Consider the following 24,386-nt stretch of genomic DNA (forward strand, 5'->3'; position numbering starts at 1 on the left):
GCCTTTCAGGGGCTACTGGCCCGTACAAGGCGTACTGTTTTTTGTGGCCGGGCTTATTCGCGGGCCGAGGCCGGGTCGTTTGTCCGGAGAGACTCCCTACCGCTCGTCTCCCGGCTCACGGGCAAACCGCACCCGTTCGCTCGTTCGGAGACGCGTAGCGTCTCTTACTCGCGGGCCGAGGCCCGCTCGGCAGTTCAGAAGGACGCTTCGCGCCCTTCATGCCTCACAGGCAAACCGCGCCCGTTCGGCTGTTCGGAGCGGTCTTCGACCGCTCAACTCGCGGACTTCGTCCGCTCGTTCGTTCGGAGAGACTCGCTTCGCTCGCCTCTCCTACATCGCGCCGCCCATACCCCCCATACCGCCCATGCCGCCCATACCGCCGCCCATGCCGCCGGGACCGCCTTCCTCTTCGTCTCCGCCGGTGGAAAGGTCGCCGGCCGAGATGATGTCGTCGATCTTCAGGACGAGGTTCGCCGCCTCGGAGGCCGAACTCAGGGCCTGCTCTTTCGCGTGGGCGGGTTCGGCGATACCGGCATCGAACGTGTCCTCGATATCGCCGGAGAACACGTTTAAGCCGGCCCGCTCCTCGTCGCGTTCGTGTGCGGCGCGCAATTCGACGAGCGTGTCGATGGAGTCCAGGCCAGCGTTGCTCGCGAGGACTCGCGGAACGAGTTCGAGCGCGTCGGCGAAGGACTCGACGGCCAGCGCCTCGCGTCCTTCGACACCGTCGGCGTAGCTGCGAAGACGGTCGGCCAACTCGACCTCAATGGCCCCGCCACCTGGGAGCACTCGACCGTCGGTCAGGGACTGGGAGGCGACGTCCAGTGCGTCAGTGACACTGCGCTTTACTTCATCGACGACGTGGTCGGTCGCGCCGCGGAGCAGGAGTGTGACGCCGTGGGCGCCATCGCCATTGCCCTCAACGTAGAATAGTTCGTCGGCGTCGTCCCGGGTGACCGAGCCCGTGCCCAGGTCCTCGGTTGTGGCCGACTCGAGATCGGTAACGATGGACGCGCCGAGGACGTCCTGGAGGAATTCGATGTCGCCCTTGCGGCTGCGACGGACCGCGAGGATGCCTTCCTTCGCAAGGAAGTGCTGGGCCATGTCGTCGATGCCCTTCTGGCAAAAGACCACGTCCGCCCCGATTTCGGCGATGTGGTCGGCTTTCTCGCGGAGCTGTTTTTCCTCCTGCTCGAGGAACTGCTGGAGCTGATCGGGGCTGTCGACGGAGACGGTGGTGTCCGTTTCGGTCTCTTCGACCTCGATGGCTTCGTTGAGCAGCAGGACGTCGGCGTCTTCGACCGAGTCAGGCATGTTCTCGTGGACGGGGTCCTTATCGACGACGGCCCCGGAGAGCAGTTCGCTCTCACTGACCTGCCGACCGGTCTGGGTTTCGAGTTCGATGTCGTTCAGGTCGACGACGGTCGATCCGTCCTCGGCGTCGATGGTCACGGTCTGGAGGGCCTGGTAGATGAGACCCGAAAGCAGGTCCTTGTCCAGTTCCGCGCCCTTGCCGGTCATCGAGGTCTCGGCCACGCTTCGGACGAGGCTCTCGTCGTCGGGATCGACGTCGATGGAGACCTCGTCGACTTCCTCGCGGGCTTTCTCGGAGGCGAGGTTGTACCCCTGGATGATCGCGGTCGCGTGAATATCCTGCTCGAGGAGGTCCTGGGCCTCCTTGAGCAACTCACCGGCGACAGCGACGGCGGTCGTGGTACCGTCACCAGCCTCGTCCTCCTGGGTTTCGGCGACCTCGACTATCATCTCGGCTGTCGGATCGTCGATATCCATCTCCTGGAGGATGGTTACGCCATCGTTCGTGATGGTGACGTCGCCCGTCGAGGAGACGAGCATCTTGTCCATTCCTTTCGGGCCCAGTGTCGTCCGGACGGAGTCCGAGACGGCGCGCGCGGCCGAAATGTTGTGTTCCTGTGCATCCTTGTCTTTCATCCGCTGGGCGTCATCCCCCATGATGATCATGGGTTGGCCCTGCATTCGTCGCTCTGCCATAGTCACTCGGCGATTGTTTGTCCTTCTATAAAAGGATTTGGTATCCGGCCTGATCGGTCAGTCTCGCCACCGGGCTGCTGTCGGTGATTTCCAGCGTTTCGACTCGGGTTCGTCGTGCTGAGTTGGGCGACTCGACAACTGAAAAACGCCGGGACTGGGATTTGAACCCAGAACCCCTAACGGGGACACGCTTTCCAGGCGTGCGCTTTGCCATTCGGCCATCCCGGCCCATCACGTGCTAACCGACAGCCCGAATTAAACCTGTCTTTTCCGTGCCAGTCGATCTTCGAGGAAATACGCCAGTCCTGCCGTCGCGACGAAGACCCCTCCGGCCACGGGAATCAGTTTGGGAAGTCCGAACGCCATCTCGGAAACGAGTCGGACCGTCTGGGCGAGCACGAGGAACAGGAACCCGCCGGCGATCCCCCAGAGCAAACTGGACTTGGTCCGGTCCTCCATTACCAGTCAGCGTCTTACTGAGAGGCGATCGCTTCGATCTCGATTTTGGCGCCTTTTGGCACTTCACTCACTTCGAAGGCGCTCCGGGCTGGCGGATTGTCCTGGAAGTACTCCTGATAGGCCGAATTCATTGCTTCGAACTCCTCGATGTCGTCCATGAGCACTGTCATTTTGAGGACGTCCTGCATCGTCAGGCCTTCCTCCTCCAGGATGGCTTTGACGTTTTCGAGGGACTGGCGGGTCTGCACCTCGATCGGTTCCTCGTCGAGCAACTCGCCGTCGACGGTCAACGGAAGTTGACCCGCGGTAAACACGAGGTTTCCGTCCGTGGTGGCCTGGCTGTACGCGCCGACTGCGGCGGGTGCTTCGGTGGTGCTGATGATCCGTTTCATGACTCATCTCTCTCGGTCTGGAACCTTAAAGCCAGCCAAAACAGACTGCGCTCCCGGCGTTTATGTTCGGACTTCGACCTGAAAGCCGGCCTCGCGCACGTCTTCTAGGATTTGTTCGACATGCTCATGTCCGCGCGTTTCGATGTCCATCTCGATCTCCGTCGCGTCGATGGCGAAGGACTGTCGGGCCCGATCGTGGTTGATCTCGTAGATATTGGCCCCCGAATTGGCCACGATACTGAGGAAATCCTCGAGCGCACCGGGCCGGTCCTTCATTACGGTTCGTAGTTTCACGAAGCGGCCCCGGTCGACCAGGCCGCGACTGAGAACCGTCGTGAGCAGATTGAGGTCGATGTTCCCCCCGCTCAGCACCGGGACGATCGTTTCGTCCTCGCCGTACTCGAAGCGCTCTTCGAGCACGGCCGCAAGCGGAACGGCTCCCGCTCCCTCGACCAGGGTTTTGACTCGCTCGAGGAGCAGCACCATCGCGGACGCGGTTTCGCTGTCATCGACGGTCACGATCTCGTCGACTCGGTCCTCGATGATCGGAAGGGTGTTTTCCCCGACTGCCCCGGTCGCGATCCCGTCAGCGATCGTGTCAACCGAGTCTAACTCGTTTGTCGCATCTTTATTGAGAGAGTTGGCCACAGTTGCGGCCCCCTCGGCCTGGACACCGATGACACGCGTCTCCGGTTTTCCTGCCTTAATCGCTGTGGCGATACCGCTGATCAACCCACCTCCACCGATCGGAGCGACGACGGTATCCACGTCCGGACAGTCCTCGAGAATTTCGAGACCGATCGTCCCTTGCCCGGCCTGGACCGCTTGATCCTCGTACGGGTGGACGTAGGTACGGTCGGATTCGGCAGCGAGTTCGTGGGCCTTCTCCTGGGCGTCGGCGAAATCTGCTCCGTAGAGGACAATCTCGGCCCCGTAACTCTCGGTTGCGTTGACCTTCGAGATCGGAGCGAACTCCGGCATGACGATCAGTGCATCCACGTCGCTCCGCTGGGCGGCCAGTGCGACTCCCTGAGCGTGATTTCCAGCACTGGCCGTGATGACGCCGGCGTCCCGCTCGGCCGCCGAGAGCGTTCGAATCCTGTTGGTCGCGCCACGGATCTTGAACGAACCGGTCCGCTGGGTGTTTTCGAACTTCAACTGCACGTCAGCACCACTCATTCTGGAGAAGGTTCGCTGCGACTCCAGAGCCGTGTGAAGGGCCACGTCGGAGACGCGGTCCCGGGCCGCCTCGATATCGGCGAGACTGAGCATAGTTCGGCTAAGCCACAGGGGTTGTTAACGGTTTGTGATGGAACAGTAGTTGGGTGGGACCGATGAGGTATAGCAAGCGGAAGCCTCGTCCTCGATAACGCGAAGCGTTTTCGGGTGCAACGAGACGCGTAGCGTCTCGGTATGCCCCTTCAGGGCGGGGAGGATGTCAAGATCGGTTGGGACTCAACTGCTGACAGCCGTCACTTGCCATTTGACCAACCGAAGAAGGGGGGGGGGGAACGGAGGGGACGTGTGACCTGCATATGGAGTAATGGGGGGAGGGGTTATAATTCATTCCCATGCTTGGTGAAAGTGAAACACTCCGTTGAGGCGTTTCTCAGGCTCTGAAACGTCGTTGTCTGACAACTGTCATTCGGCCGTAATGCGACCGGTGATCCGGGACTACCGTTCTTCGAGCGGCACGAACTCCCGCTCAGTCGGTCCGACGTACCGGCCGCGTGGGCGGATAAGTTTGTTGTCGGCCTGATACTCGAGCACGTGCCCGATCCACCCGGTCGACCGACTCATCGCGAAGATCGCGGTAAACATGTCTAGCGGGATACCGAGTTGGTAGTATATCGCACCCGAATAGAAGTCGACGTTCGGTGCGACCCCTCGTTCGGGCAGTCCGACATCCTCGGTGAGGTGGGTCTCGATGTCGCCGAGATATTCGAGCCAGTGACAATCCTCGGTCTGGTTGGAGATTCTGCGGAGTTCCGACTTGAGGATCTCGGCCCGTGGATCGAGCACGTTGTAAACGCGGTGCCCCCAGCCGGGGACTCGCTCGTCCCCTTCGAGAAGGTCTTCGGTCCACTCCGTCGCCGGGAGCGGACCTTCGTCGATTTCCAGTAGGGCCGACATCACCTTCTGGTTCGCCCCGCCGTGAAGCGGGCCCGAAAGTGCCGCGACGGCCGCGGTGACGCTGTTGTAGACATCTGCGAGCGTCGAGCCCACGACCATTGCCGTAAAGGTCGACGCGTTGAGTCCGTGGTCCGCGTGCAGTGTTAATGCCTTGTCGAACACTTCGGCGTGGAGTGGGTCTGGCTCCGACCCAGTGAGCATGTAGAGGAAATTCGCCGCGAGCGAGAGATCGGTGCGTGGTTCGACCGGTGATTTCCCCCGCCGGAGCCGATCGAAGGCTGCAAGCACAGTCGGAAACTTCGCCGAGATCCGGCGTCCCATATGTCTCGCGGCTTCGAGGTCAGTCGGATCGGAACCTGTGCCGGGATCCTCCGCGGAGAGCATCGACACCGAGGAGCGAAGCGCCGAAATCGGGCGCTCCCCCGAGTCGGCGAGCAACTCCAATTGGTCGTAAATCCCGGGCTGGACGGCTCGGGCCTCTCGCATCTCGGATTGGAAGGCTTCAAGTTCAGCTTCCGTTGGGAGATCCTCGTTCCAGAGGAGGTAAAGCACCTCCTCGTAGGTCGTCTCGGACGCCAACACGTCGATGGGGTATCCCCGGTAGAAGAGTTCGCCCCGATCACCGTCGATGTCGCTGAGGGCGGACTCCGCGACCAGGACCCCGTCGAGGCCCTTTTTGAGCTCGTTTGTCATGGATGACGTTACCTTCCGCGATATGGCATCCCCCGGGGTATATCTTTCGTGATGGCATCGCCGCCCCACTCACAAACGTTCGAAAGACGAGCCCTAGTCAACGTTTTTGAGACAATTGTCAACCTCGTGGTGAAATATTGCCGCTGATCGGTTCGTCCCGTACCCTTTTTGATGGGTGGCACCAACGCTCTGGCATGGCCGGGCGTGTTGCCTACGAACCCGCGAGCGTGAAAGACCTCCTCGCGGAGATGAAAGACACGGCCGAACTCCTTATCGACCTCTCCTACTCGGCAGTCCTCCATGAGAGCGAGGCCATTGCTGAGGAGGTTCTCGCACTCGAAGACCGCATGGACGTACTCCAGATCCGAGCCCGTATGAGCCTCCTGATGGCTGCCCGGAACCCGGAGGATGCGGAAACACTGGCACCGGTCCTTGGGATCACCGGCGCGGCGGAAAAGATCAGTGACGCGGCTGGGGATATCGCGAAAGTCGTCCTCGAGGATATCGGGTTGCCCGAGGACATGCGTGCCTCGCTTCCGGTGGCCGTCGAGACGCTGGTGCGGTCGACGCTTCAATCGGACTCACCCTACGTCAACCGAACGCTGGGCGATATCAACCTCGAAACCGAGACCGGGGTCCGAGTGATCGCAATCAGGCGTGGCGGTGATTGGGTCCTTAATCCCTCCGCGGAAACCGTGCTCGAAGCCGATAACGTGTTGTTATTGCGCGGCCCCGAGCCGGGCATTGCAACAGTGTACGAACGGGCCGCGGGCGAAACCTACGAGAAGCCGGCCGCGCCGGCGGTCGCGGACGAAGACCTCGATCGTGCGGTCTCTTCGCTGGTCCTGATGAAGAATATGAGTGAACTGGCGGTCGATCTGGCATACGGCAGTGTGCTGTACAATAGCGACCCGTTGGCGGAGGAGGTGGTCGAACTCGAGGCCGAGGTCGACGCGTTGAAGTCCCGCTTCGAGGCCTGGATCTTGCGGGCCGCAAGTCGCGCCGCCGAGCCGGTTTCCCTGCGCGGGTTGGTTCACATCGCACAGAGTACCGAAGTCATCAGTGACGCGGCCCTGGAAATCAGCGAAGGTGTATTGCGAGGACTGGGATCCCACGTGGTCGTGCAGGAAGCCGTCGAGGAGTCGGACGAAGTCATTACCCGGGTCACCGTGGAGCCGGGAAGCCTCCTCGATGGGACGACCCTCGGCGAACGGGCGGTCAAGACCGAGACCGGAATGCGCGTGACTGCGGTCCGTCGACCGGTCGAGGGCGGCGACGAGTGGGAGATTCAACCAGGTCCGGACACTGAGCTCCAGGCCGGTGACGTGCTGCTTGCGAACGGGACCCGCAGCGGTGCGGATATTCTTGCAGACCTCGCACGCGCCTCGAGCGCTGATCGGTGAGTCCGTCCCGCTGTTTCAGTGACACTGCGTACCGAACCCTACAAGGGCCCGGCGGACGCGTTTTCGGACAATGCAATCGTTGGGCACGGCGGAGGCTGATCCGGGGACGAAGGCGACGGGCCACCTGTCCGTCGGTGAGCGACGGGACGGCTCGGAACTTGGCCTCCCGGTCGCCGTCATTAATGGAGCCGAGGGTGGGCGGCACCTCCATCTCCAGGCGGTCAGCGACGGTGACGAACTCAATGGGCTTGGGGTACTTACACGGCTGCTTCCCCAACTTGACCCCGCGGAGATTTCGGGCACAATTACGGTCGTTGCCATCGCAAACATTCATGGGTTCCAGGTCGCCGAACACCGCAATCCGATAGACGACACCAAACTCAACCGGGCCTATCCGGGGGACCCGAAGGGAAGTTCCTCCGACCGGATCGCCCACGCGACCCTGGAGGCAGCGACTGAAGCCGATCTCGTCATCGACCTGCATCAGGGCTCGACGAGCCAGATGATCGACGAAACGCGGGTGCGTTGTGGGCGACACCATCGCTTGCACGAGGAGTGTCTCGAACTCGCTCGGGTTTTCGACGCCGGCCACGTCCTCGACCAGCAGGGTCCGGAGGGGCAACTAGCGCGAGTCGCGCCCGACGCCGGGGTGCCGACGATCGACCCGGAACTCGGTGGAGCCGTGGGCTGGGACGATTCGAGTATCGACGTTGGCGTTCGGGGTGTCACCCGCGTATTGAACTATTACGATCTCCTCGACGGCCAGGTGAGCCCCAAAGACCAGATCCGAGCCAGTGGCTTTGACCGGTATGGGGCCCCGGTCGGTGGATTGGTTTCGTTCCAGCAAACCCTCGGTGACCGGGTCGAGCCAGGTGAACCACTGTTCACGGTTTTGGACCCGTTTGGGGCCGAGAAAACCCGCGTTGCGGTCGACCAGTCCGGGATCTTCTGGCGGGCCCGCCGATTGCCCCAGGTCGCTACGGGGGAGTACGTCTGTTCGGTCGGCACGGGGTTCGAGGAGTAATGGCGCCGGGTCTGGTCTGTGCAGACTGTGGTCGCACCTACGAGGCCGGCCCGAACGAACCGTGGCAGTGTGCCTGTGGAGCTCCGTTGGAACTCAACATGGAACCGGCTCTCGGTGACCCACCACAAACGTTTGACCGAGAGGCCGGCCTCTGGGCCTTTGATGCTTTCCTCCCCGTCAACCGCGAGGTAACTCTTGGGGAGGGGTGGACACCGCTCGTGGACGCCCCGACCTGGGACGCCACATTCAAACTCGAATACGTGTTCCCGTCTGGCAGTTTCAAGGATCGGGGTGCAACGACGACGCTCTCTCGGGCTGTGACACTCGACGTGAACCGGGTCATCGAGGATTCATCCGGTAATGCTGGCGCCTCGATTGCCCTGTATGCGGCCCGCGCCGGCATTCCGGGGGAAATCTATGTTCCAACTGGCGTCAAACCAGCGAAGCGAGCTGCGATCGAGGGGACGGGAGCGACTGTCGTGGAGGTCGATGGAGCGAGAGCCGACGTGAGTCAGGCGGCTCGCGAGGCCGTGGCGGCGGGGAAGGGCTGGTACGCAAGCCACGCCTGGAACCCCACATTCTACGCCGGCACGATGACGGCCGCCTATGAGATTGCCGTTCAGCGTGGGTTCGAAGCGCCGGACGCAATGGTCGTTCCGATCGGTCACGGGACGCTCTTTCTGGGCCTCTACCGGGGTTTTGCGGCTCTCGAATCGGCCGGCTGGATCGACCGGATGCCACGGTTGCTCGGGGTCCAGGCTGCTGGGGTGGCCCCAATCGCCGAGACTGTCGGAACGGCAGCGGGGACCCAAACCAAAAACGAACTCGCCGACGGTATTCAGATCGCTGAACCGGTCAGAGCAGCCCAGATAACACGGGCTGTTCGAGAGACCAACGGGACGGTGATCGCCGTCGCGGAGGAACAAACCCGCGCTACCTGGCACACGCTCCACCGGGCTGGGTTCCACGTCGAACCGACGAGCGCAGTGGCGGTTGCTGGCCTTGAGGCCTATCGAACACACGGGCTCGATCGCGATCAGGATGTCGTGGTACCGCTCACCGGGAGCGGACTGAAAAGTGCGTGACCTGTTCCCGATCCGATCCGGCTATCGCATTTCCGCGAGGTCGACGAACGCCCCTTCCTCGGCCGTCATCCAACGTGTCATGAGGGCCTCTTCGTCACAGGACATCGGATACAGTGTACACTCCGCGCCGCTCGAGTACTCCTCGATACGGTGGGCGAGGTCCCCGTGGTCCCTGTCCTCCTCATAGGTGCCGGAGTAGCGGGACATATGAAACACTATGCAGCGCGCCGGTTTGTAAGTACCCGTTTTATCATCATATAAAGGGATTTCGAGGGACGATAGCGGGTATTTAGAGGCCGTGTGAAACGGTCACGAACGGCCATCTGAGGTGGCTGGATGCCACTCGTCTGACGGCATTCAAATACCCGGGTTTGCCACCGTTGTGGCGGGAGGACCATCCGGCCGAGTCACTGTTCAGGATGGGTCGGAGCATCGAACCCAGCCCTCACCAGCGGCTTTGCAATGTGCCGTCTGGCACACGGAGGTACTTCGTACCAACCCTCCTCGAGTTCCCGATCGATTCCGACCACGGATTTCGAGTCTGTGGCCGTCCCACAGTCGCGACATCGATAGCCCTGGGTGGCACCGGCACTTTTCATCCGACGGCCACAGGTCGGGCAGGTGGGTGTAACCCCCTTCTGCTCAAGTAGCTCTCTGACCGCGAACTTCTCGAGTTTGAGGGTCCCGTCACCGACCTCTCCGGCGACAGTAATTCGATCACCGACTCGAAGGGCCCGGACCCGATCCCGGAACCGTTTGGTCGGTTCGAAGGCGACACAGGGGAGCCTGCCGGTTCCATCCGCGATCGTCACAAAGACATGCCCGCCAGCGCGGGTTTCAGGAGGCTCGATTACCCGACCCGTAACCGTATAGGCGCGATTGTCCCTAACATTCTCAATCGGAGCGCCCCGGAGGTGAACGTCGGTCCCCTGGTTGGTTTCGAAAAGCGCCTGGGTATGAACTGGTTCGGACTCGATTTTGGCTGCCAGCCGTGCGACGACGTGGGGAGCGTCACCGCGGATCCCATACAGGATCGGTCCTGGCGCGTTCGGGATACAGACTGCTTCGTCTTCCCCGCGGTCCACGGTGTCCCATGCTGTGGGGTAATACCTATCTGCGGCGGCAAAGACCGACTCGTGATCTACGTCCCGGGGGGTTCCCCACCGATCGGGTTCTCGATAGGCGATATATTCGTAGGTCCAATCGGCCAGGGTGGCGCTGGCACCGATCGCGGCCAGCGCACCGATCTTGCCACGTTCGTTTTTGAACCCGGCACTTCGGTAGCCGGCGTTCTCGATGTGCCGTTTGGCCGCGTCCCGGTCGAGAATTTCTCGGATCGCCCGTTTCCCGAACTCGCGGACCGCTGGCTCGATGGGTTCCGCGGCGGCGACGATGCCGGGGTTCGTTCGCTCGTCATCGAGAACGGCACGTGACTGGATAATCTCACGGGCTGTCTCCAGGGCTGTTGCTGGGTCCGCATCAGTGTGAATCGCCAGGGCCGCGTTGCCCCGGGTCTTGTGTTTCACCGCCGGATTGAGCCTGAGCAACCGCAGCTTCGAGATCCGGTCCCCGGATCTGTGGAGGGCTTTGGACACCTCGGCGGCCACGTAGGTCGTGCACATGCCCTGATCGCGGGAGTCGGTGTCGTCGAGGCCGAGGACGGTCACGGCAGGCGATTGGTGGCCGGGGCCCTTAAGCGGTCCGCGACTTGCTTGTTTGTGGTCCACCCGGAAAACCGCCAGCAAACGGCGGCTACCGCCCCACAACGCCTTTAGGGGTTGAGTGCCCTATCGTTCCGTAATGACACGCTCGGCGCTCATCGACAATCTTACCGCGATGTTATCCGACGCGGGGTTCACGGTGAGCGACCGGTGTTCGACGCGTCCGAAGAGCTTCGATCTTGCTGCACGCCGTGACCAGGATCTCCTCCTGGTGAAAATCTTGGGCAACATTGACGCCTTCGACGGGCCGACGGGTCGGGAGATGCGCCGGTTGGGCACCTACCTCCGTGGGACCCCTGTCGTCATCGGGCTTCGGACACGTGACGAGGAACTGGACCCGGGAGTCGTCTACTTCAGACACGGGGTGCCGGTCCTCAACCCCGATACGGCGATGGACCTGTTCATCCATGGCGTCCCACCCTTGATTTATGCCGCCCCTGGCGGGCTCTATGTCAATATTGAAGGGGACGTGTTGGCCGACGAGCGCGAGGAGCGGGGCTGGAGTTTGGGACGCCTCGCGACCGAACTGGGCGTTTCACGGCGGACCGTCTCGAAGTACGAGGACGGGATGAACGCCAGTGTGGAAGTCGCTGCCCAACTGGACGAACTTTTCGATCAGGACCTCACGAGTCCGGTATCGGTCCTCGACGGGGCCGAGGACATTCGCGATGCGGAACCGACCCCGGAGGACCCCGACGTCGATCCGGAGGACCGACCGATCGTCGCGATGCTCACCCGTGTCGGGTTTGACGTCCATCCGACCGTTCGCGCCCCGTTCAAGGCCGTGAGCGAGGAAACTGAGGGCGATGATACCCTTATTACGGGCCATTCGGCGTTCACGGACGCGGCTGTCAAGCGAGCCCGGATCATGGGCTCGCTCCGGGAGGTCATCCACACCAGGTCGGTGTACTTCGTGGATAAGGCACAATCCGAATCCATCGAAGGCACTGCGATCATCGAACGGGATGAAGCCAAAGACGTGGATGACTCGGCGGAGTTCCGCGATCTCATACGGGCCCGAGGCGGCTCACCGGAGAGCTAAGGCTTCTTTCGGCCGCAGCAGTGGCGGCGATTCAAAACCGCCGTTTCGATCCTTCTGGATAGAGGCTTAGTCATAGGATCGGGGCGGCAGAGAAAGGACTGGTATTGGCTTATGTCTCGATACCACGCCCGTGGGAAATTCCGGCAGTGACGTATGGCAAGTGGAAGCCTCGTCCTCGAAAACGGGAAGCGTTTTCGGGTGCAACGAGACGCGTAGCGTCTCGTCATGCCCCTTCAGTGCGGGGAGGATGTCAAGGGGAGTCAGATATCTGACTCTTTGTCCGACTTCGGTTCGAAATCGAGGGCGACCGAGTTGATACAGTACCGTTTCCCCGTGGGCTCGGGACCGTCCTCGAAAATGTGGCCCAGATGCCCCCCACAGGTTCCACAGTGGACTTCCAAACGCTCCATCCCGTGGCTGGTGTCGACTTCAGTCTCGACCTGTCCTGCCGCTGCGACATCGTAAAAACTCGGCCAGCCGGTATTGGAGCCGAACTTCTGCTCGCTTTCGAAGAGGACTGTTCCACACCCGGCACAGCGGAAGACACCCGACTCCTTCACATCGACCAGGTCACCGCTGAATTTCGGTTCGGTCCCGCGCTCCCGCAGTACCCGGTACTCCTCCTCGCTCAGTACCGAGCGCCACTCCTCCTCGGTCCGCTCCTCGGGTTGATCCATGCTCCGCATAGGAGTGGAACCGGGAAGAGGCTGGGGGCTCTGGCCGTGTTTCGCCGGTTTTTCGGAGCCAGATGTGCAAGGATTTCGACCGGTCTCAAACGGCCCCGAACTCGATCAACCGCTCTGCGTGGTCCGCTTTGGCCAGCAGGACCTCGCGGAGTTCCGGCGGGTTCTCGACGTTGGTCGTTTCCAGGATCTCTTCGGGGACCCCGAGGGCTCCTTCCGGAACCGAGTTGTCAGGGTGGACCGCGAAGTGGTTGGTCTCGAGTTTCATCACGAGTGGCTGGTCCAGCCGCTCGATACCTGTTCCGTCCGCGTACAGTTCCCGGTTGACGTTCTCGTGCTGGGTTTCCTGCAGTACGGCGTCCTCGCCCTTGGACGGGGCCACATACAGACGACCGAGATAGTAACCGCTCGAGAACGGTGTGAACATGCATGCTAACAATTACCATGTATTGGCTTAAGTCCGTCGCCGGAACGGGAGACATCCTTTTCCCCGCCCGTCCCTGACCTGAGGCTAGATGGACTCCGGGTTGCTTCTCGATCTTCTGGGCAATGAGAACCGTCGGCGTATCTTGCGGTTGCTCGCTCGCAAACCCAGTTACGTGACAGAGATCAGCGAGTACATCGAGGTCAGCCCCAAGGCGGTCATCGACCACTTACGCCGGCTTGACGAGGCCGGTTTGGTCGAAAGTCACGTCGACGATCGCCGCCGGAAGTACTTTCATATCGCGCAGAACCTTCGACTCGAAGTTCGGGTTTCCCCCTACGATTTCGGTACCAAGAGCGCGTATCCGGCCAGTGCGGATTTAGATCTCGGCCGCTGCTCTCATCTCCAAGTAACCACTGAATTCGACGAGTTCGACGACATGGCCTCGTTGGCCCAGCGCCTCGACGACCTCAGGGAACTCGAACGCGAACTTTCGATGGCCCAGCGGTGGGTTCAGGGCCGATTGACAGAGGTTCAGGCGGAACTCTCCGAGGAGATGGACGGGAACGATGGCGGGCATCTAACAGCCGAACTCCTGGGATCGTTGGCTGGTGGGACCCGCACGACCACCGGCCTGGCCAGAGCCGTCGAAGTGCCCGAACAACTGGTCGAGACAGTGCTCTCTCGGCTCGAACGCGAGGACGTCGTCGAGCAGGTCGAGGGGAAGTGGCGGATCCGTGACCAGACACCCGAGTAGATGGTTTCAAGGGTCGAGCCCGAATACACCGCGCTATGAACCCAGGGGATCGTGTCCGCGTCGAACGAGCCGGCGAGCGCCATGAGGGAATCGTGATGCCCTCATCGACGGCCGACCACGTTGTACTCAAACTCGAAAGTGGATACAACGTCGGAGTGGATCGAGACGAGGCCACAGTTGAAATACTCGAAACCGACGTCTACGACATCGAGGAGGGTGAGACCTCAGCTACGTCGACGGTCACCTTCGACCCCGACTTGCCGACGATATCACTGCTCACCACTGGCGGGACCATCGCCTCGACAGTCGACTACCGGACTGGCGCGGTGAGTGCCCAGTTCGACGCCGAGGACGTACTTCGTGCGGTCCCTGAAATGGCCGGGATGGCGAACTACCGGGGTCGCGTGGTCCGAAACATCCTCTCGGAAAACATGACCCCGGCCGTGTGGCAAGACCTCACTCAAGTCGTTCAGGAAGAGATCGAGGCCGGCGCTGACGGCATCGTGGTGATGCATGGAACCGACACGATGCAGTACAGCGCAAGCGCGCTGTCATTCATGCTTGATACGCCGGTCCCGGTCGTGTTCACCGGGAGCCAGCGCTCGGCCGATCGTCCCTCATCGGACAACGTAGTCAACGCAGTCGGGGCCGTCCAGGCGGCCAAATCAGACGCGGCCGAGGTCATGATCGCGATGCACGCCTCCGCGTCGGACGACACAGTGGCCCTCCATCGTGGCACCCGCGCGCGCAAAAACCACACCTCCCGACGAGATGCATTCGAGACGATCGGGGCCGAACCGCTCGGAGTAGTCGACTACGAGACCGGCGACGTGGAATTCCGGCGGTCCTATCGTGAACGCGACGCAGTCGAGCTGTCAGTGGCACCAGGTCTGGAAACCGAGGTCGAACTCGTGAAATTCACCCCCGGGATGGACGAAACCTGCCTGGCCATGGTCCGGGAAAAAGAGGGCGTCATCATCGAAGGTACCGGTCTCGGGCACGTGCACACCGATCTGATCGGGAAACTCGACCAACTGACCGACCGTGGAACCACGGTCGTCATGACGAGCCAATGTCTCGATGGGCGGGTCTGTGATCGCGTCTATGACACCGGCCGGGACCTCTTGGACGCCGGTGTCATCGAAGGCGCGGACATGCTTCCCGGCACGGCGAAGGTCAAACTTATGTGGGTCCTGGCAAACCGGGCCGACGTCGATGAGGCGATGCAGACCTCCCTTGCGGGGGAATTGACTGACCGCTCTGTCCCCTGGACATGAGGATCCGACCGGCCCGCAAGACGGACGCAGCCGACATCGCCACGTTCACGCAGGACACCTGGGATCGGTACGAGGACGGCGATTACATCTCGAAGATCTTCCCGAAATGGGCCGCTCAGTCCGGGCCGGACCAGGAGACGTTTGTCGCCGAGTCTGACGGGACGCCAATTGGCCTGGTTCGGAGCGTCCTGCTTTCGGACCACGAGGCCTGGTTCCAGGGGCTTCGCGTCGATCCGGCCCATCGGAACAAAGGCGTCGGGGAGACTCTCATTCACGCCGCGTTCGACTGGGCCAAATCGGCTGGCGCCACGGTCGGTCGAGCGATGGTCTTCTCTTGGAACGTGATGGGCCTCGGCCTCACGCGGGCCGCCGGGTTCGAACCGGGCGTGGAGTTTCGGTGGGCCCATCCGGAACCGGACAGTACCGGGGTAGAAACAACTGCAGGGACGGCGCCACGGCGCGCCTGGAGTTTCTGGCAGCAGTCAGGCGAACGAGAAGCCGTGGGCGGTCTTGGACTCGACAGCGAGGTTCCCTGGGCGCTTTCGGAATTGACCGTGAGTGACTTCGAAGCGACAGCCCAGACGGAGACGGTGCTTACGGTCGAACGTGATCGTGTCGTTGCCATGGCGCCTCGAACACGAGTCTCTGATCGCGGTCCGGGCGAGGAGACGACCTGGGCGGAGTACGGCGTGGCTGCTTGGGCCGATTTGGCCGCTGCTGGAGACTTGATGGCCGCTATCGCCGCTGACGCGGCGAGCGTGGGTGCCGACAAAACGAGGGTGCTCGTTCCGGAGACCGCACGAGCCGTGACCGACGTCGCTGCGCATCGAGTCGAACTTGCCGAAGAACCGGACTTCGTGGTGCGGGTGGATCTGACCCGATCCAACTGGGACGCTGCAGACTGAGAACTTGCTTATCCGCCGCTTACAGGCGGGAACAGAGCTAACTCGTCCCCGGCTTCAACGCTCGTATCGAGACCGTCACTGGTCGCTATGTCGTCTCCATTGACGAGTAGGTTGACGTGCTCGACCACATCGCCGTGCTCTAGTACTCGGTCGCGGAGTTCGGGATGGGTCTCGAACAGCGCCTCAAGTGCCTCATCGACGGTCGTGGTCATGGCTGGGTCCACCGAGACCCGCTTCTCGCCGGCCGTTTCGGCGAGGTCCGCGAAGAGCTTCCACTCCATATCAGCCGTTTGGCGTCACGCGCAAAGAGGCTTTCAGTCCGCTACCCGGTCAGTCCGCGAGCGTCACGACGGCGTCGAGCGCAAGCCCAATGGCTCGCTCGACGTTGTTTTTCGCTTTCGGCGGGAGTTCCCCTTCGCCTTCGCCTTTTTGCGTCCCGGCGACGAGGTTCCCGTCGACGGTACAGATGGCGCCTGCAGACAGACCGTTTCGGCGGGCGAGCGTGAAAATCGCGGCCGCCTCCATTTCCACGGCCAGGAGGCCGCCAGCTTCCCAGCTCTCGACGAACGCGTCGGTTTCGGAGTAGAAGGCGTCGTCCGTGGCGATCGGGCCGACGTGGACGGCTTCGTCGTTTTGCTCGGCGGCGTCGACGAGCGCCGAGAGCACGTCGTAATCCGGGACAGCGGGGTATTCGACGTTCTCGTACCGTTTCGAGGTGCCTTCGTCCTTGGCTGCGCCGGTCGCCACGACCATGTCGCCGATCTCGATGTTCGTCTGAAGGGCGCCGGTCGTTCCGACCCGAATGACGGTTTCGACGCCCACCCGCTCCAGTTCTTCGACGGCGATGGCGGCAGATGGCGAGCCGATTCCGGTCGACGCGATGGTGAGGTCGACCCCCTCGTACGAGGCGTTGACGACCTTGTACTCGCGGTTTTGTGCGACCGTTGTTGTATCCGTACACTGCCCCGCGATCCGGTCGACCCGTCCCGGATCGCCGGGGAGCAACGCGATTTCGTTGATGTCACCGCCCTCGATCTGGAGGTGTGGCTGCTTGCCCATAGAGATGCCACTCTCGCCTACTCAAAAAGGCGACTGATGTCAGTCCACTCCCCGATTGGCGAGAAACGTTTTGAGTTCGCTGGTCCCTGGTGCTGTCCTGGCACCGGGCTGTCTGACGGTAAGGGCCCCACAGGCGTTTGCGATTGCTAGAACTCGTTCGAAGTCAGTGCTCGTCACCTCCGTCGTTTTGGCCCGGACTGTCTGGTCGCCAGGCGACAGGCCACCCACCGTCGCAGCCAGAAATCCGGCCGCAAAGGCGTCCCCTGCGCCGGTCGTGTCGACGGTTTCGACGGAAAACCCTGGGTGGTGGACGGCCGCCGAATCAGTATAGACTGACGCCCCGTCGCCCCCTCGCTTGACCACGATAACGCGATCTGGGCCGGCAGCCTGTTCGAGTGGCGTCCCCCGAGCCGCCGGAAACACAGCCTTCGCCTCCAATTCGTTCAAGAGAAGGACATCGACCTGGTCGAGTAGCGGCTCGAAGGCCCGCTCTTCGATTCGTCGACCTGGATCGAAGCTCACGGTCCGGGTTGTTGCCTGGGCGAGTTCGATCAGTTTTGCAGCCGTCTCCGGCTTCTGTCCCGTAAGGTGCACGTGATCGGACCCGTCGAGCATTGATTCCTCGAGGTCCGGCGGCCCGATGGCCTCGTTCACGCCATCGTTTGCCAGGACCATGACCTCACCATCCGCGTCCACGATGAGGAATTTGACTGTCGTCTCGCCGTTTTCGACGGTGAGCACTCCTGATACGTCCACACCCTGGGCTGCAAGCTCCTGGGTCGCCATCCGTCCCTGTTCGTCGTCCCCGACGCTCCCGACCAAACCGGATTCGAGGTCGAGTCCAGCGAGGGCGCTGGCGACGTTCGCCGCGCTCCCACCGCCGGCCCGGTGTTGACCGGTGATCTGGGCCTCACCGTCTGGGGCTGGCAACGATTTGACTCGAAGGGTGACGTCCCAGTTGAGATGTCCGGCGGCGATAATCCGACCCATAGCTGTTCCTTTGCCCGCGGGGAGTTAAAGCCCGGCGGGCCCCGCCACGGTGAAGAGCAGGAGATTGTGCGTTGCCGGACCGAGCCCAACTGCCGTGATCATGAGCAGCAAGCCGTTTCCAACCGGTGGGTCGTCCTGGACCAGGTCGGCGAGCATCCACACCACTCCCAGAGCGAGTGCCGCCTTGACGACCAGGAAGACCCAGCCGCTACCCAGAACCGGCTCGGTCGGGAGCGCGGCACCAACATCGAGGAGGAGTGCCGATAGTGGGGTTTGTTCGCCGAACTGAAGCACGTCGACGCCGATGGCCGTGGAGACCCCATCGAGCACGTGACCAAATACGGCGAGCCAACCTGCTGCACCCACCGCTGCTGTCGGTTCTGGCTGATACCGGGCGAACCCGAACCAGAGTAACAGACTGATCGCGACCGCAATGACCGCACCCAATAGGGGCCACCCAGCAGAAAGTGACCCCGCTTCGTGGGCCAGCGTCACCGCAACGCCGATCGGAACGAGCGCTCCAATGACTCCGATGGCGGCCAACCACTGGTCGGTGGCCTGAAACCGACTCGCGACCAGCCAGGTCGCGCCTCCGAGGACGGCTGTCGTCAGATACACCGTCGGGGAACTGAAGAGGGGTGCGAGCGGTTCGGGCGCGGCACCGATCTGGTACAGGACGTAGAGACCGGACCCGGTTACCATCCACGGTGCAAATGCGAGGACTGTCCGGGTCCTGAGCGCCACTCGCCGACGGTAGAGCGCAATCAGCACCGCCAGAGCGCCGCCGAGGACCCCGAACAGATATGACAGCGGTGGTAGTGTGGAACCGGCCGGCAATACCATACCTCACCTCCCCAGGCCGGGGCCGAAAACGTTGCCCTTCGGTCCGGTCACTCTGGGTCGGTCCAGGGCTCCTCGTCCATGTCGCCGTAGAGTTCCCGCATGAGCGAGACGATGCTTTCGGGTGGGAACTGGCCTCGTTCCGTGATGATCGCGTCAATGTGCCGGGGTGGCGTCACGTCGAAGGCCGGGTTTTCGACGGTGATCTCGCCGATGTCAGCCCGATCGTCCGCTGAGATGACTTCAGTCTCCGCCCGCATCTCGATTTCGACGGTGTGGCCGGTTAGGGTCCCTGGGTGGAGTTTGAGCGTCTGGGCGGCGACCACGATCGGTGTGCCCCGGTCCCGAGCGTTCACCGCCAGCCCACTGGTCCCGATCTTGTTGATCACTGAGCCGTCCGCGGCGATGCTGTCAGCTCCGACCAGCACGTGATCGACGTCGTTGAGGTAGCGGTGGGCGGCGCTGTCCACGATCATCGTCACCGGAACGCCCATGTCGCGAAGTTGGCTTGCGGTGATCTGGCCCTGGTTCCGCGGTCGGGTCTCTTTCACGAAGGCTTCGATGTGTTTGCCGTCCGAAACTGCGTGTTCGACCGTCGCCAGGGCATCGGTCGAGTGACAATGGGTCATGATCACGTCCCCGTCCCGGAGGCGGTTGGCTCCGATCCGGCCCAGGCGCTCCTGGGCGGTCTCGAGGTCGTTTCGGAACCGCCGGCCTGCCGACCGAATCGATTCCCGTTTCGCCTCGACCGTCTTGCCCTCCATCCCTTGGAGCACGAACCGGAGCGCGTTCGGGAGACTCACTGCCGTCGGTCGGGTTTCATAGAGTTCGGTGGCCGCTCGCCGCATTTCGGCCTCGAAAGCGTCCGGGTCGGGTGCATCGCTGGCCGCGGCCTGGGCGCCTAAGGCTTCCGCGGCCGCGGCGGCGATAGTGGCCGCGCCCCTGATCTCCATCTCCTCGATGTCTTCGGCGGTGGACTCGACCTCCTCAATGGGCATACCACCCCCATTGGGCCTCCGGGGCAAAAAGCCGTGTCACGATATCGAGCACGGTTACTTTTCCCCCTTCCACCCGTTCGGGGAGGCATGAAGCAGGACGAACTCGCCCCGATGATCGACCACACCGTGCTCGGTCCGGAAACCACGCCCGCGGACGTCCGAACGGTCATCGACGACGCCGAATCCTGGGGGATGAACGTCTGTGTCCCCCCGTGTTACGTCCCGGCGGCTCGGGAGTACGCCCATTCGGATACCACCATCGCGACCGTCATCGGATTTCCCCACGGCCAGAACGCCCCCGCGGCGAAACAAGCGGCCGCCGTGCAGGCCTGGGAGGACGGCGCTGACGAACTGGACGTGGTCATCAATGTCGGCCGGCTGAAAGCCGGCGAAACCGAGTCCGTGACGGCTGAACTCGTTGATATCGTCGAAGCGGTTTCGATCCCAGTCAAGGTCATCGTGGAGACGGCCCTCTTGAGCGAGCCTGAGACACACGTCGCCAGCGAAGCCGCAAAGGCGGCCGGGTCGGATTACTTGAAGACTTCGACTGGCTTTGCTGCGGGTGGCGCTACTGTCGAAGATGTCGAACTCCTCGCTGAGTATCTTCCGGTCAAGGCGAGTGGTGGGGTCGGAACCTACCAGGAGGCGATGACTATGATCGAAGCGGGCGCAGATCGTATCGGCGCCAGTTCCGGTGTCGCGATTCTCGAGGGCGCGCCCGATTAGTCGCTGCGAAGTCTGCCGATCGCCGTCCGAAGCCCGCCTTCGATCGTCGGACACGCGCCGCAGTCAGCACAACTAAGCCCCGAGCAGTTGGGACTCGATCCGCAGCGCGGGCACTCGAGCTGGTCGGTCGGATCGTAGTCGTAGTTGCAGGTCGCACAGTTCATAGGCCGAACACCACCGCGAGGACGCCGCCAACGGCAAAGGCGACGATCCAGGAACCGACCCAGGTTGCCAGTCCCGATTTGAGGTCCCGCTCCTTCCCGATCATCACCATCGCAAGGATGCAGGGGACGAAGAAGGTGATAACGACCAGGCCGACGAAGACCTGGGGTGCCGACAGGGCCATGTCGGTCATGCCGGCCGCAGCGAAGTCACGGCGGATGAGACCCAGAACGAGCACCTGCGCGAAATCGGCTGGCATGCCGACGAAACTTGTCACCGGCACGAGGAGCTGTTTGAAACTCTCTAACAGTCCGGTGTAATCGGCGAGTGAGACGACGATTGCCGTCGCCCCGAAGAGTGGCCCCGCCTCGCGGAAGAACATTTTCGTCCGATTGAACGTCTTCCGGGCGATGTTCTTCGGTCGGGGCACCCGCATCCGGGGGAGTTCCGTCACGAGACCCTCGCTCTCGCCCGGGAGGACGCGGTCGAGGACAACCCCGACGACCCCCAGGACGACCAGCAGAACGGCCAGATAGCCGAACCACCACGCGAGGCCCAACCCGGCGAGCAGCCCCAGGATGACCCCTAGTTGGGCCGAACAGGGAATTGCGAGGCCGAGCAGACCGGTGGCGATCAGACGCTCGCGCCGCGAGCCGACCATCCGGGTGGTGATAACCGCCATCGTCACGCAACCGACCCCGACGATCATCGGTACGATGGCCCGGCCGTTGAGGCCCATTCGTGAGAGGCCACGATCCGTGAGGACCGCCAACCGAGGGAGCACCCCCGAATCCTCCAGCGCGCCGATGACGATGTAGAACGCGACGATAAGGGGCAGCAGTACCCCGACCAAATACTGGAGTGTAATCGTCAGCAAGCCCAGGTTGCCATTGATCAGCAGGAACTCGATCGGCTCGGCCCACCCGGCGGCGGGCATGAGCCCCGCGACCAGTTCGCTGATGAACGGGTTGTAATACTCGCCGAAGAGCACCCCCTCGGTGAAGTCGACGAAGGTCTGGGCGACGAAGACGCCGATGACGTAGAAGATCACCCCCAGCAGCCCCAGTGCGATCGGGGTCCCGGTGAGCGGGTTCAATAGGAGGTCGCTCGCGCGATCGGCCCAGGTCCGCCCGCGCTCGATTTCCGAGAGGGCCTGGTCCACGATCTCACCGACGCGATCGCGGCGATCGCTGTAAATGGCATCTCGCATATCGGGATCGATGTACGAGGGCGTCCCGCCGTCGGCCATCGAGGGCGCCCGCTCGGCGACTTCGCGTGCGGTGGTCTCGTCGGCCTCTGCGAGAAGGGTCCGTTCGCGCCTGTCGACTTCGAGGTCCTCGGGGATCTCGTCGAAGTAATCCGCGATCGCCGGTTCAGCCGGCGCATCGGCCTCGGACAGTCGCTCGGGGATCTCGTCGAGCCCCTCCTCTGAGACGGCTACCGTCGGCACCACTGGCACCCCGAGCGCGGCTTCGAGGGCGTCCGGATCGATGTCGATATCCGCGGACGCCGCTTCGTCCATCATGTTGAGACAGACGACCGTCGGGATACCCATGTCCAACAGCTGGAGGGTGAGGAACAGGTCCCGGTCGAGGTGGGTCGCGTCGACGACGTTGATTACCCGGTTGGCCTCGAGAACGATCTCGCGGGTGATCCGCTCCTCCTCGTCGAACGAGGCGATCCCGTAGGCCCCGGGGGTATCGGTAATCGCGTAGTCGCCCATGCGGGCGAGTGTGGTCTCGACGGTCGTCCCGGGGTAATTCGAGACGTCGACGTATTCATCGGCGAGGTAGTTGAACACCACGCTCTTGCCCACGTTCGGGGCGCCTACGAGCGCGACTGTCTCGGTCCCCTCCCCTGGGTCCTCGGCTCCGCTCACAACTCCTCGACCTCCGTTATTGTGATCGTTTTGGCGACGCCAGCCCCGAGGGCTAAGTCCGTTCCGCGGCGAGAGACCACGACCGGCCCCTTCGAGAGCCGTCGTTGACAGTTGACGCGGCCGTCCAGAAATCCAAGTCGGCGGAGTTTCGCCCGGAGTTCATTGTCCTTGACGACCTCGATCTCGAAGGCCGTGTCGGCCGAAACGTCCGCAAGTGTTCTGTCCATTTTTTGGGCCACCTAATTTAGTCCTGGCTAAAGGTTGAACAACGGGGGGCAAAAAGCGGGCGGCCATTATCTGCGTCTGAGAAAGTGCGCCAGAAAATGACATTCGAGGGAGTTTCCGCCCACGACGGCCTGCTGAGTCAACCGGGCCCCTTTTCTCCACGAGGCCGCTATCCCCGTCGTCCGAATGGCCCGGTATTACATCGAGACCTACGGGTGCACGGCGAATCGGGGTGAGAGCCGCGCCATCGAGCGCCGCCTTCGCAATGGGGGTCACCGTCCCGTGGAGTCCCCTGGGGCCGCGGATGCGGTCGTCCTCAACACGTGCACCGTCATCGAGACGACGGAGAACAATATGCTTCGCCGGGCCAGAGAGCTGGAAGACGAAGCCGAGTTGATCGTTACCGGTTGTATGGCACTTGCCCAGGGAACGGCGTTTGCCGAGGCCAACGTGGACGCCACTGTCGTCGGCTGGGACGAGGTGCCGGATGCCGTGAGCAACGGCGAGTGTCCGACAGTGACACCGGACATCGACCCGGTTTTGGAGGGTGTCGTCGGAATTTTACCGATCGCTCGGGGCTGTATGAGCGACTGCTCGTACTGCATTACGAAGGCCGCGACCGGTCGTATCGACTCGCCGCCAGTCGAAACGAACATTGAGCGGGCCCGCGAGTTGGTCGATGCTGGGGCGCGGGAGATCCGGATCACTGGTCAGGACACCGGCGTATACGGGCTCGACGAGGGTGAGCACTGGCTCCCCGAACTGCTCCGAGGAATTTGTGCCATCGACGGCGACTTTCGGGTCCGACTCGGGATGGCCAATCCCTGGGGTGTGTACCCGATTCGCGAGGAACTTGCCGAGCTCATGGCTGATTGCCAGGAACTGTACAATTTCATCCACCTGCCGGTCCAGTCAGGATCCGACGACGTGCTCGCGGACATGCGACGCCAGCACTCAGTCAGCGAGTTCCACGACATCGTCGACACCTTTGATCGACGGCTTTCGGAGTGGACACTGGCCACTGACTTCGTCGTTGGCTTCCCCACCGAAAGCGAGGCCGACTACCAGCAGAGTGTCGACCTGCTCGAGACTGTGGCGCCCGAGACGATCAACGTCACGCGCTTTTCCAAGCGGCCAGGCACCGACGCCGCCGAACTGAAGGGATTGGGAGGCACCATGAAGAAGAAACGTTCGCGAGACCTCTCGGAACGCAAGGAGCGGATCGTCGGCGCAGTCCACGAGGACCTGCTTGGGACCCGACGGGAGGTCATGGCGGTCGAACCGGGAACCGGCACGTCGCTCCAGGCATACGACGATGCCTATCACCGGATCGTAATTCCTGACGAGGCGGTCGGGGACGTCGAACTGGGGGATCGCGTCGAGGTGGAGATCACGGACCACAACACCTTCTACGCGTTTGGCGAACCAGTGTAGAGCATGAGCGAACAGGCGACGTGACAGACAGCTCTCACCACGCGACACGTCGCACACCTGCGAGC

25 protein-coding genes and 1 tRNA gene are annotated in these 24,386 nt (G+C 62.5%); 9 read left to right on the forward strand and 17 right to left on the reverse strand.

Annotation, left to right across the window (positions count from 1 at the left end):
- Window positions 1–330 precede the first annotated feature (330 nt).
- The 6 genes from thsB to citZ form a co-directional block, all read right to left on the reverse strand.
- On the reverse strand, window positions 331–2,010 hold the full coding sequence (thsB, locus tag V5A26_RS02500; RefSeq protein WP_332320800.1) for a thermosome subunit beta: 1,680 nt from the start codon (window positions 2,008–2,010) through the stop codon (window positions 331–333).
- Window positions 2,011–2,156: 146 nt separating this feature from the next.
- Window positions 2,157–2,238, reverse strand: a tRNA-Ser gene (locus V5A26_RS02505).
- Between the two features lie 27 nt (window positions 2,239–2,265).
- The gene (locus V5A26_RS02510) at window positions 2,266–2,469 is read right to left on the reverse strand and encodes a hypothetical protein (protein WP_332320801.1); all 204 of its coding nucleotides are present in this window, start codon (window positions 2,467–2,469) and stop codon (window positions 2,266–2,268) included.
- 14 nt (window positions 2,470–2,483) lie between these two features.
- Entirely contained in the window at window positions 2,484–2,861 is a 378-nt protein-coding gene (locus tag V5A26_RS02515; protein WP_332320802.1) for a Rid family detoxifying hydrolase, read from the reverse strand.
- Window positions 2,862–2,921: 60 nt separating this feature from the next.
- A complete protein-coding gene (ilvA, locus tag V5A26_RS02520) occupies window positions 2,922–4,133 on the reverse strand; it encodes a threonine ammonia-lyase (protein WP_332320803.1) in 1,212 nt (403 codons plus the stop codon).
- A gap of 402 nt (window positions 4,134–4,535) precedes the next feature.
- The gene (gene citZ, locus V5A26_RS02525) at window positions 4,536–5,687 is read right to left on the reverse strand and encodes a citrate synthase (protein ID WP_332320804.1); all 1,152 of its coding nucleotides are present in this window, start codon (window positions 5,685–5,687) and stop codon (window positions 4,536–4,538) included.
- Between the two features lie 194 nt (window positions 5,688–5,881).
- Here citZ and V5A26_RS02530 point away from each other — a divergent pair, with 194 nt between their 5' ends.
- The 3 genes from V5A26_RS02530 to V5A26_RS02540 all read left to right on the forward strand — a co-directional run bounded on the left by V5A26_RS02530 (window position 5,882) and on the right by V5A26_RS02540 (window position 9,199).
- On the forward strand, window positions 5,882–7,090 hold the full coding sequence (locus V5A26_RS02530; protein WP_332320805.1) for a potassium channel family protein: 1,209 nt from the start codon (window positions 5,882–5,884) through the stop codon (window positions 7,088–7,090).
- A 70-nt stretch (window positions 7,091–7,160) separates the two neighbouring features.
- The gene (locus V5A26_RS02535; RefSeq protein WP_332322199.1) at window positions 7,161–8,114 is read left to right on the forward strand and encodes a succinylglutamate desuccinylase/aspartoacylase family protein; all 954 of its coding nucleotides are present in this window, start codon (window positions 7,161–7,163) and stop codon (window positions 8,112–8,114) included.
- The gene (locus V5A26_RS02540) at window positions 8,114–9,199 is read left to right on the forward strand and encodes a threonine synthase (RefSeq protein WP_332320807.1); all 1,086 of its coding nucleotides are present in this window, start codon (window positions 8,114–8,116) and stop codon (window positions 9,197–9,199) included. Before V5A26_RS02535 ends, V5A26_RS02540 begins: the two co-directional genes overlap by 1 nt.
- 21 nt (window positions 9,200–9,220) lie before the next feature.
- On the opposite strand, the gene V5A26_RS02545 is transcribed toward V5A26_RS02540, so the two are convergent.
- The gene (locus V5A26_RS02545; RefSeq protein WP_332320808.1) at window positions 9,221–9,406 is read right to left on the reverse strand and encodes a DUF7511 domain-containing protein; all 186 of its coding nucleotides are present in this window, start codon (window positions 9,404–9,406) and stop codon (window positions 9,221–9,223) included.
- Between the two features lie 200 nt (window positions 9,407–9,606).
- A complete protein-coding gene (locus tag V5A26_RS02550; protein ID WP_332320809.1) occupies window positions 9,607–10,866 on the reverse strand; it encodes a tRNA(Ile)(2)-agmatinylcytidine synthase in 1,260 nt (419 codons plus the stop codon).
- 133 nt (window positions 10,867–10,999) lie between these two features.
- Here V5A26_RS02550 and V5A26_RS02555 point away from each other — a divergent pair, with 133 nt between their 5' ends.
- Window positions 11,000–11,962 (forward strand): transcriptional regulator, encoded by a 963-nt coding sequence (locus V5A26_RS02555; RefSeq protein WP_332320810.1) that lies wholly within the window; start codon window positions 11,000–11,002, stop codon window positions 11,960–11,962.
- Between the two features lie 260 nt (window positions 11,963–12,222).
- Here V5A26_RS02555 and msrB read toward each other — a convergent pair whose 3' ends face one another.
- Together msrB and V5A26_RS02565 are read right to left on the reverse strand one after the other, a co-directional pair.
- A complete protein-coding gene (gene msrB, locus V5A26_RS02560; protein WP_332320811.1) occupies window positions 12,223–12,639 on the reverse strand; it encodes a peptide-methionine (R)-S-oxide reductase MsrB in 417 nt (138 codons plus the stop codon).
- 94 nt (window positions 12,640–12,733) lie between these two features.
- A complete protein-coding gene (locus V5A26_RS02565; protein ID WP_332320812.1) occupies window positions 12,734–13,072 on the reverse strand; it encodes a DUF5802 family protein in 339 nt (112 codons plus the stop codon).
- Between the two features lie 88 nt (window positions 13,073–13,160).
- Between V5A26_RS02565 and V5A26_RS02570 the strand changes: the two genes are divergently transcribed.
- Genes V5A26_RS02570 through V5A26_RS02580 form a run of 3 tightly spaced genes read left to right on the forward strand, consistent with a single transcriptional unit; the run spans window position 13,161 to window position 16,008 of the window.
- Entirely contained in the window at window positions 13,161–13,826 is a 666-nt protein-coding gene (locus V5A26_RS02570; protein WP_332320813.1) for an ArsR family transcriptional regulator, read from the forward strand.
- A 35-nt stretch (window positions 13,827–13,861) separates the two neighbouring features.
- Window positions 13,862–15,103 (forward strand): Glu-tRNA(Gln) amidotransferase subunit GatD, encoded by a 1,242-nt coding sequence (gatD, locus tag V5A26_RS02575; protein WP_332320814.1) that lies wholly within the window; start codon window positions 13,862–13,864, stop codon window positions 15,101–15,103.
- Window positions 15,100–16,008, forward strand: coding sequence for a GNAT family N-acetyltransferase (locus V5A26_RS02580; RefSeq protein WP_332320815.1), 909 nt, complete (start codon window positions 15,100–15,102; stop codon window positions 16,006–16,008). Before gatD ends, V5A26_RS02580 begins: the two co-directional genes overlap by 4 nt.
- A gap of 8 nt (window positions 16,009–16,016) precedes the next feature.
- Here the strand turns inward: V5A26_RS02580 and V5A26_RS02585 are convergent, their stop codons facing one another.
- From V5A26_RS02585 to V5A26_RS02605, 5 genes are read right to left on the reverse strand one after another with little or no spacing between them, the layout of a single operon-like run.
- Entirely contained in the window at window positions 16,017–16,289 is a 273-nt protein-coding gene (locus V5A26_RS02585) for a ubiquitin-like small modifier protein 1 (protein WP_332320816.1), read from the reverse strand.
- 49 nt (window positions 16,290–16,338) lie between these two features.
- Entirely contained in the window at window positions 16,339–17,067 is a 729-nt protein-coding gene (locus V5A26_RS02590; protein WP_332320817.1) for a nucleoside phosphorylase, read from the reverse strand.
- A gap of 39 nt (window positions 17,068–17,106) precedes the next feature.
- Window positions 17,107–18,057 (reverse strand): carbohydrate kinase family protein, encoded by a 951-nt coding sequence (locus V5A26_RS02595; protein WP_332320818.1) that lies wholly within the window; start codon window positions 18,055–18,057, stop codon window positions 17,107–17,109.
- A gap of 24 nt (window positions 18,058–18,081) precedes the next feature.
- Window positions 18,082–18,900, reverse strand: coding sequence for a DUF63 family protein (locus V5A26_RS02600; protein ID WP_332320819.1), 819 nt, complete (start codon window positions 18,898–18,900; stop codon window positions 18,082–18,084).
- 47 nt (window positions 18,901–18,947) lie between these two features.
- Window positions 18,948–19,895, reverse strand: coding sequence for a ribose 1,5-bisphosphate isomerase (locus V5A26_RS02605; RefSeq protein WP_332320820.1), 948 nt, complete (start codon window positions 19,893–19,895; stop codon window positions 18,948–18,950).
- Window positions 19,896–19,982: 87 nt separating this feature from the next.
- Here V5A26_RS02605 and deoC point away from each other — a divergent pair, with 87 nt between their 5' ends.
- Window positions 19,983–20,621 (forward strand): deoxyribose-phosphate aldolase, encoded by a 639-nt coding sequence (gene deoC / locus V5A26_RS02610; RefSeq protein WP_332320821.1) that lies wholly within the window; start codon window positions 19,983–19,985, stop codon window positions 20,619–20,621.
- Between the two features lie 160 nt (window positions 20,622–20,781).
- On the opposite strand, the gene feoB is transcribed toward deoC, so the two are convergent.
- Both feoB and V5A26_RS02620 read right to left on the reverse strand, forming a co-directional pair.
- A complete protein-coding gene (gene feoB / locus V5A26_RS02615; protein ID WP_332320822.1) occupies window positions 20,782–22,662 on the reverse strand; it encodes a ferrous iron transport protein B in 1,881 nt (626 codons plus the stop codon).
- Complete coding sequence (locus V5A26_RS02620; protein ID WP_332320823.1) at window positions 22,659–22,889, reverse strand: FeoA family protein; 231 nt, start codon at window positions 22,887–22,889, stop codon at window positions 22,659–22,661. Before V5A26_RS02620 ends, feoB begins: the two co-directional genes overlap by 4 nt.
- A 184-nt stretch (window positions 22,890–23,073) precedes the next feature.
- Here V5A26_RS02620 and V5A26_RS02625 point away from each other — a divergent pair, with 184 nt between their 5' ends.
- Window positions 23,074–24,321 carry a tRNA (N(6)-L-threonylcarbamoyladenosine(37)-C(2))-methylthiotransferase gene (locus V5A26_RS02625; protein ID WP_332320824.1) on the forward strand — a complete coding sequence of 416 codons (1,248 nt, stop codon included), beginning with the start codon at window positions 23,074–23,076 and terminating at the stop codon, window positions 24,319–24,321.
- Window positions 24,322–24,386: the final 65 nt, after the last annotated feature.

Source organism: Halodesulfurarchaeum sp. (assembly GCF_036626455.1).
GTDB lineage: Archaea > Halobacteriota > Halobacteria > Halobacteriales > Halobacteriaceae > Halodesulfurarchaeum.

Excerpts from the sequence above, each read along its gene's own strand:
- ilvA (WP_332320803.1), bottom strand. The coding sequence starts at position 4,133 with ATGCTCAGTCTCGCCGATATCGAGGCGGCCCGGGACCGCGTCTCCGAC.
- citZ (WP_332320804.1), bottom strand. The coding sequence starts at position 5,687 with ATGACAAACGAGCTCAAAAAGGGCCTCGACGGGGTCCTGGTCGCGGAG.
- deoC (WP_332320821.1), top strand. The coding sequence starts at position 19,983 with ATGAAGCAGGACGAACTCGCCCCGATGATCGACCACACCGTGCTCGGT.
- V5A26_RS02545 (WP_332320808.1), bottom strand. The coding sequence starts at position 9,406 with ATGTCCCGCTACTCCGGCACCTATGAGGAGGACAGGGACCACGGGGAC.
- V5A26_RS02605 (WP_332320820.1), bottom strand. The coding sequence starts at position 19,895 with ATGCCCATTGAGGAGGTCGAGTCCACCGCCGAAGACATCGAGGAGATG.
- V5A26_RS02595 (WP_332320818.1), bottom strand. The coding sequence starts at position 18,057 with ATGGGTCGGATTATCGCCGCCGGACATCTCAACTGGGACGTCACCCTT.
- V5A26_RS02620 (WP_332320823.1), bottom strand. The coding sequence starts at position 22,889 with ATGGACAGAACACTTGCGGACGTTTCGGCCGACACGGCCTTCGAGATC.
- msrB (WP_332320811.1), bottom strand. The coding sequence starts at position 12,639 with ATGGATCAACCCGAGGAGCGGACCGAGGAGGAGTGGCGCTCGGTACTG.
- V5A26_RS02565 (WP_332320812.1), bottom strand. The coding sequence starts at position 13,072 with ATGTTCACACCGTTCTCGAGCGGTTACTATCTCGGTCGTCTGTATGTG.
- V5A26_RS02540 (WP_332320807.1), top strand. The coding sequence starts at position 8,114 with ATGGCGCCGGGTCTGGTCTGTGCAGACTGTGGTCGCACCTACGAGGCC.
- V5A26_RS02625 (WP_332320824.1), top strand. The coding sequence starts at position 23,074 with ATGGCCCGGTATTACATCGAGACCTACGGGTGCACGGCGAATCGGGGT.
- gatD (WP_332320814.1), top strand. The coding sequence starts at position 13,862 with ATGAACCCAGGGGATCGTGTCCGCGTCGAACGAGCCGGCGAGCGCCAT.
- V5A26_RS02570 (WP_332320813.1), top strand. The coding sequence starts at position 13,161 with ATGGACTCCGGGTTGCTTCTCGATCTTCTGGGCAATGAGAACCGTCGG.
- V5A26_RS02600 (WP_332320819.1), bottom strand. The coding sequence starts at position 18,900 with ATGGTATTGCCGGCCGGTTCCACACTACCACCGCTGTCATATCTGTTC.
- V5A26_RS02515 (WP_332320802.1), bottom strand. The coding sequence starts at position 2,861 with ATGAAACGGATCATCAGCACCACCGAAGCACCCGCCGCAGTCGGCGCG.
- V5A26_RS02535 (WP_332322199.1), top strand. The coding sequence starts at position 7,161 with ATGCAATCGTTGGGCACGGCGGAGGCTGATCCGGGGACGAAGGCGACG.
- V5A26_RS02530 (WP_332320805.1), top strand. The coding sequence starts at position 5,882 with ATGGCCGGGCGTGTTGCCTACGAACCCGCGAGCGTGAAAGACCTCCTC.
- V5A26_RS02590 (WP_332320817.1), bottom strand. The coding sequence starts at position 17,067 with ATGGGCAAGCAGCCACACCTCCAGATCGAGGGCGGTGACATCAACGAA.
- V5A26_RS02555 (WP_332320810.1), top strand. The coding sequence starts at position 11,000 with ATGACACGCTCGGCGCTCATCGACAATCTTACCGCGATGTTATCCGAC.
- V5A26_RS02510 (WP_332320801.1), bottom strand. The coding sequence starts at position 2,469 with ATGGAGGACCGGACCAAGTCCAGTTTGCTCTGGGGGATCGCCGGCGGG.
- V5A26_RS02585 (WP_332320816.1), bottom strand. The coding sequence starts at position 16,289 with ATGGAGTGGAAGCTCTTCGCGGACCTCGCCGAAACGGCCGGCGAGAAG.
- thsB (WP_332320800.1), bottom strand. The coding sequence starts at position 2,010 with ATGGCAGAGCGACGAATGCAGGGCCAACCCATGATCATCATGGGGGAT.
- V5A26_RS02580 (WP_332320815.1), top strand. The coding sequence starts at position 15,100 with ATGAGGATCCGACCGGCCCGCAAGACGGACGCAGCCGACATCGCCACG.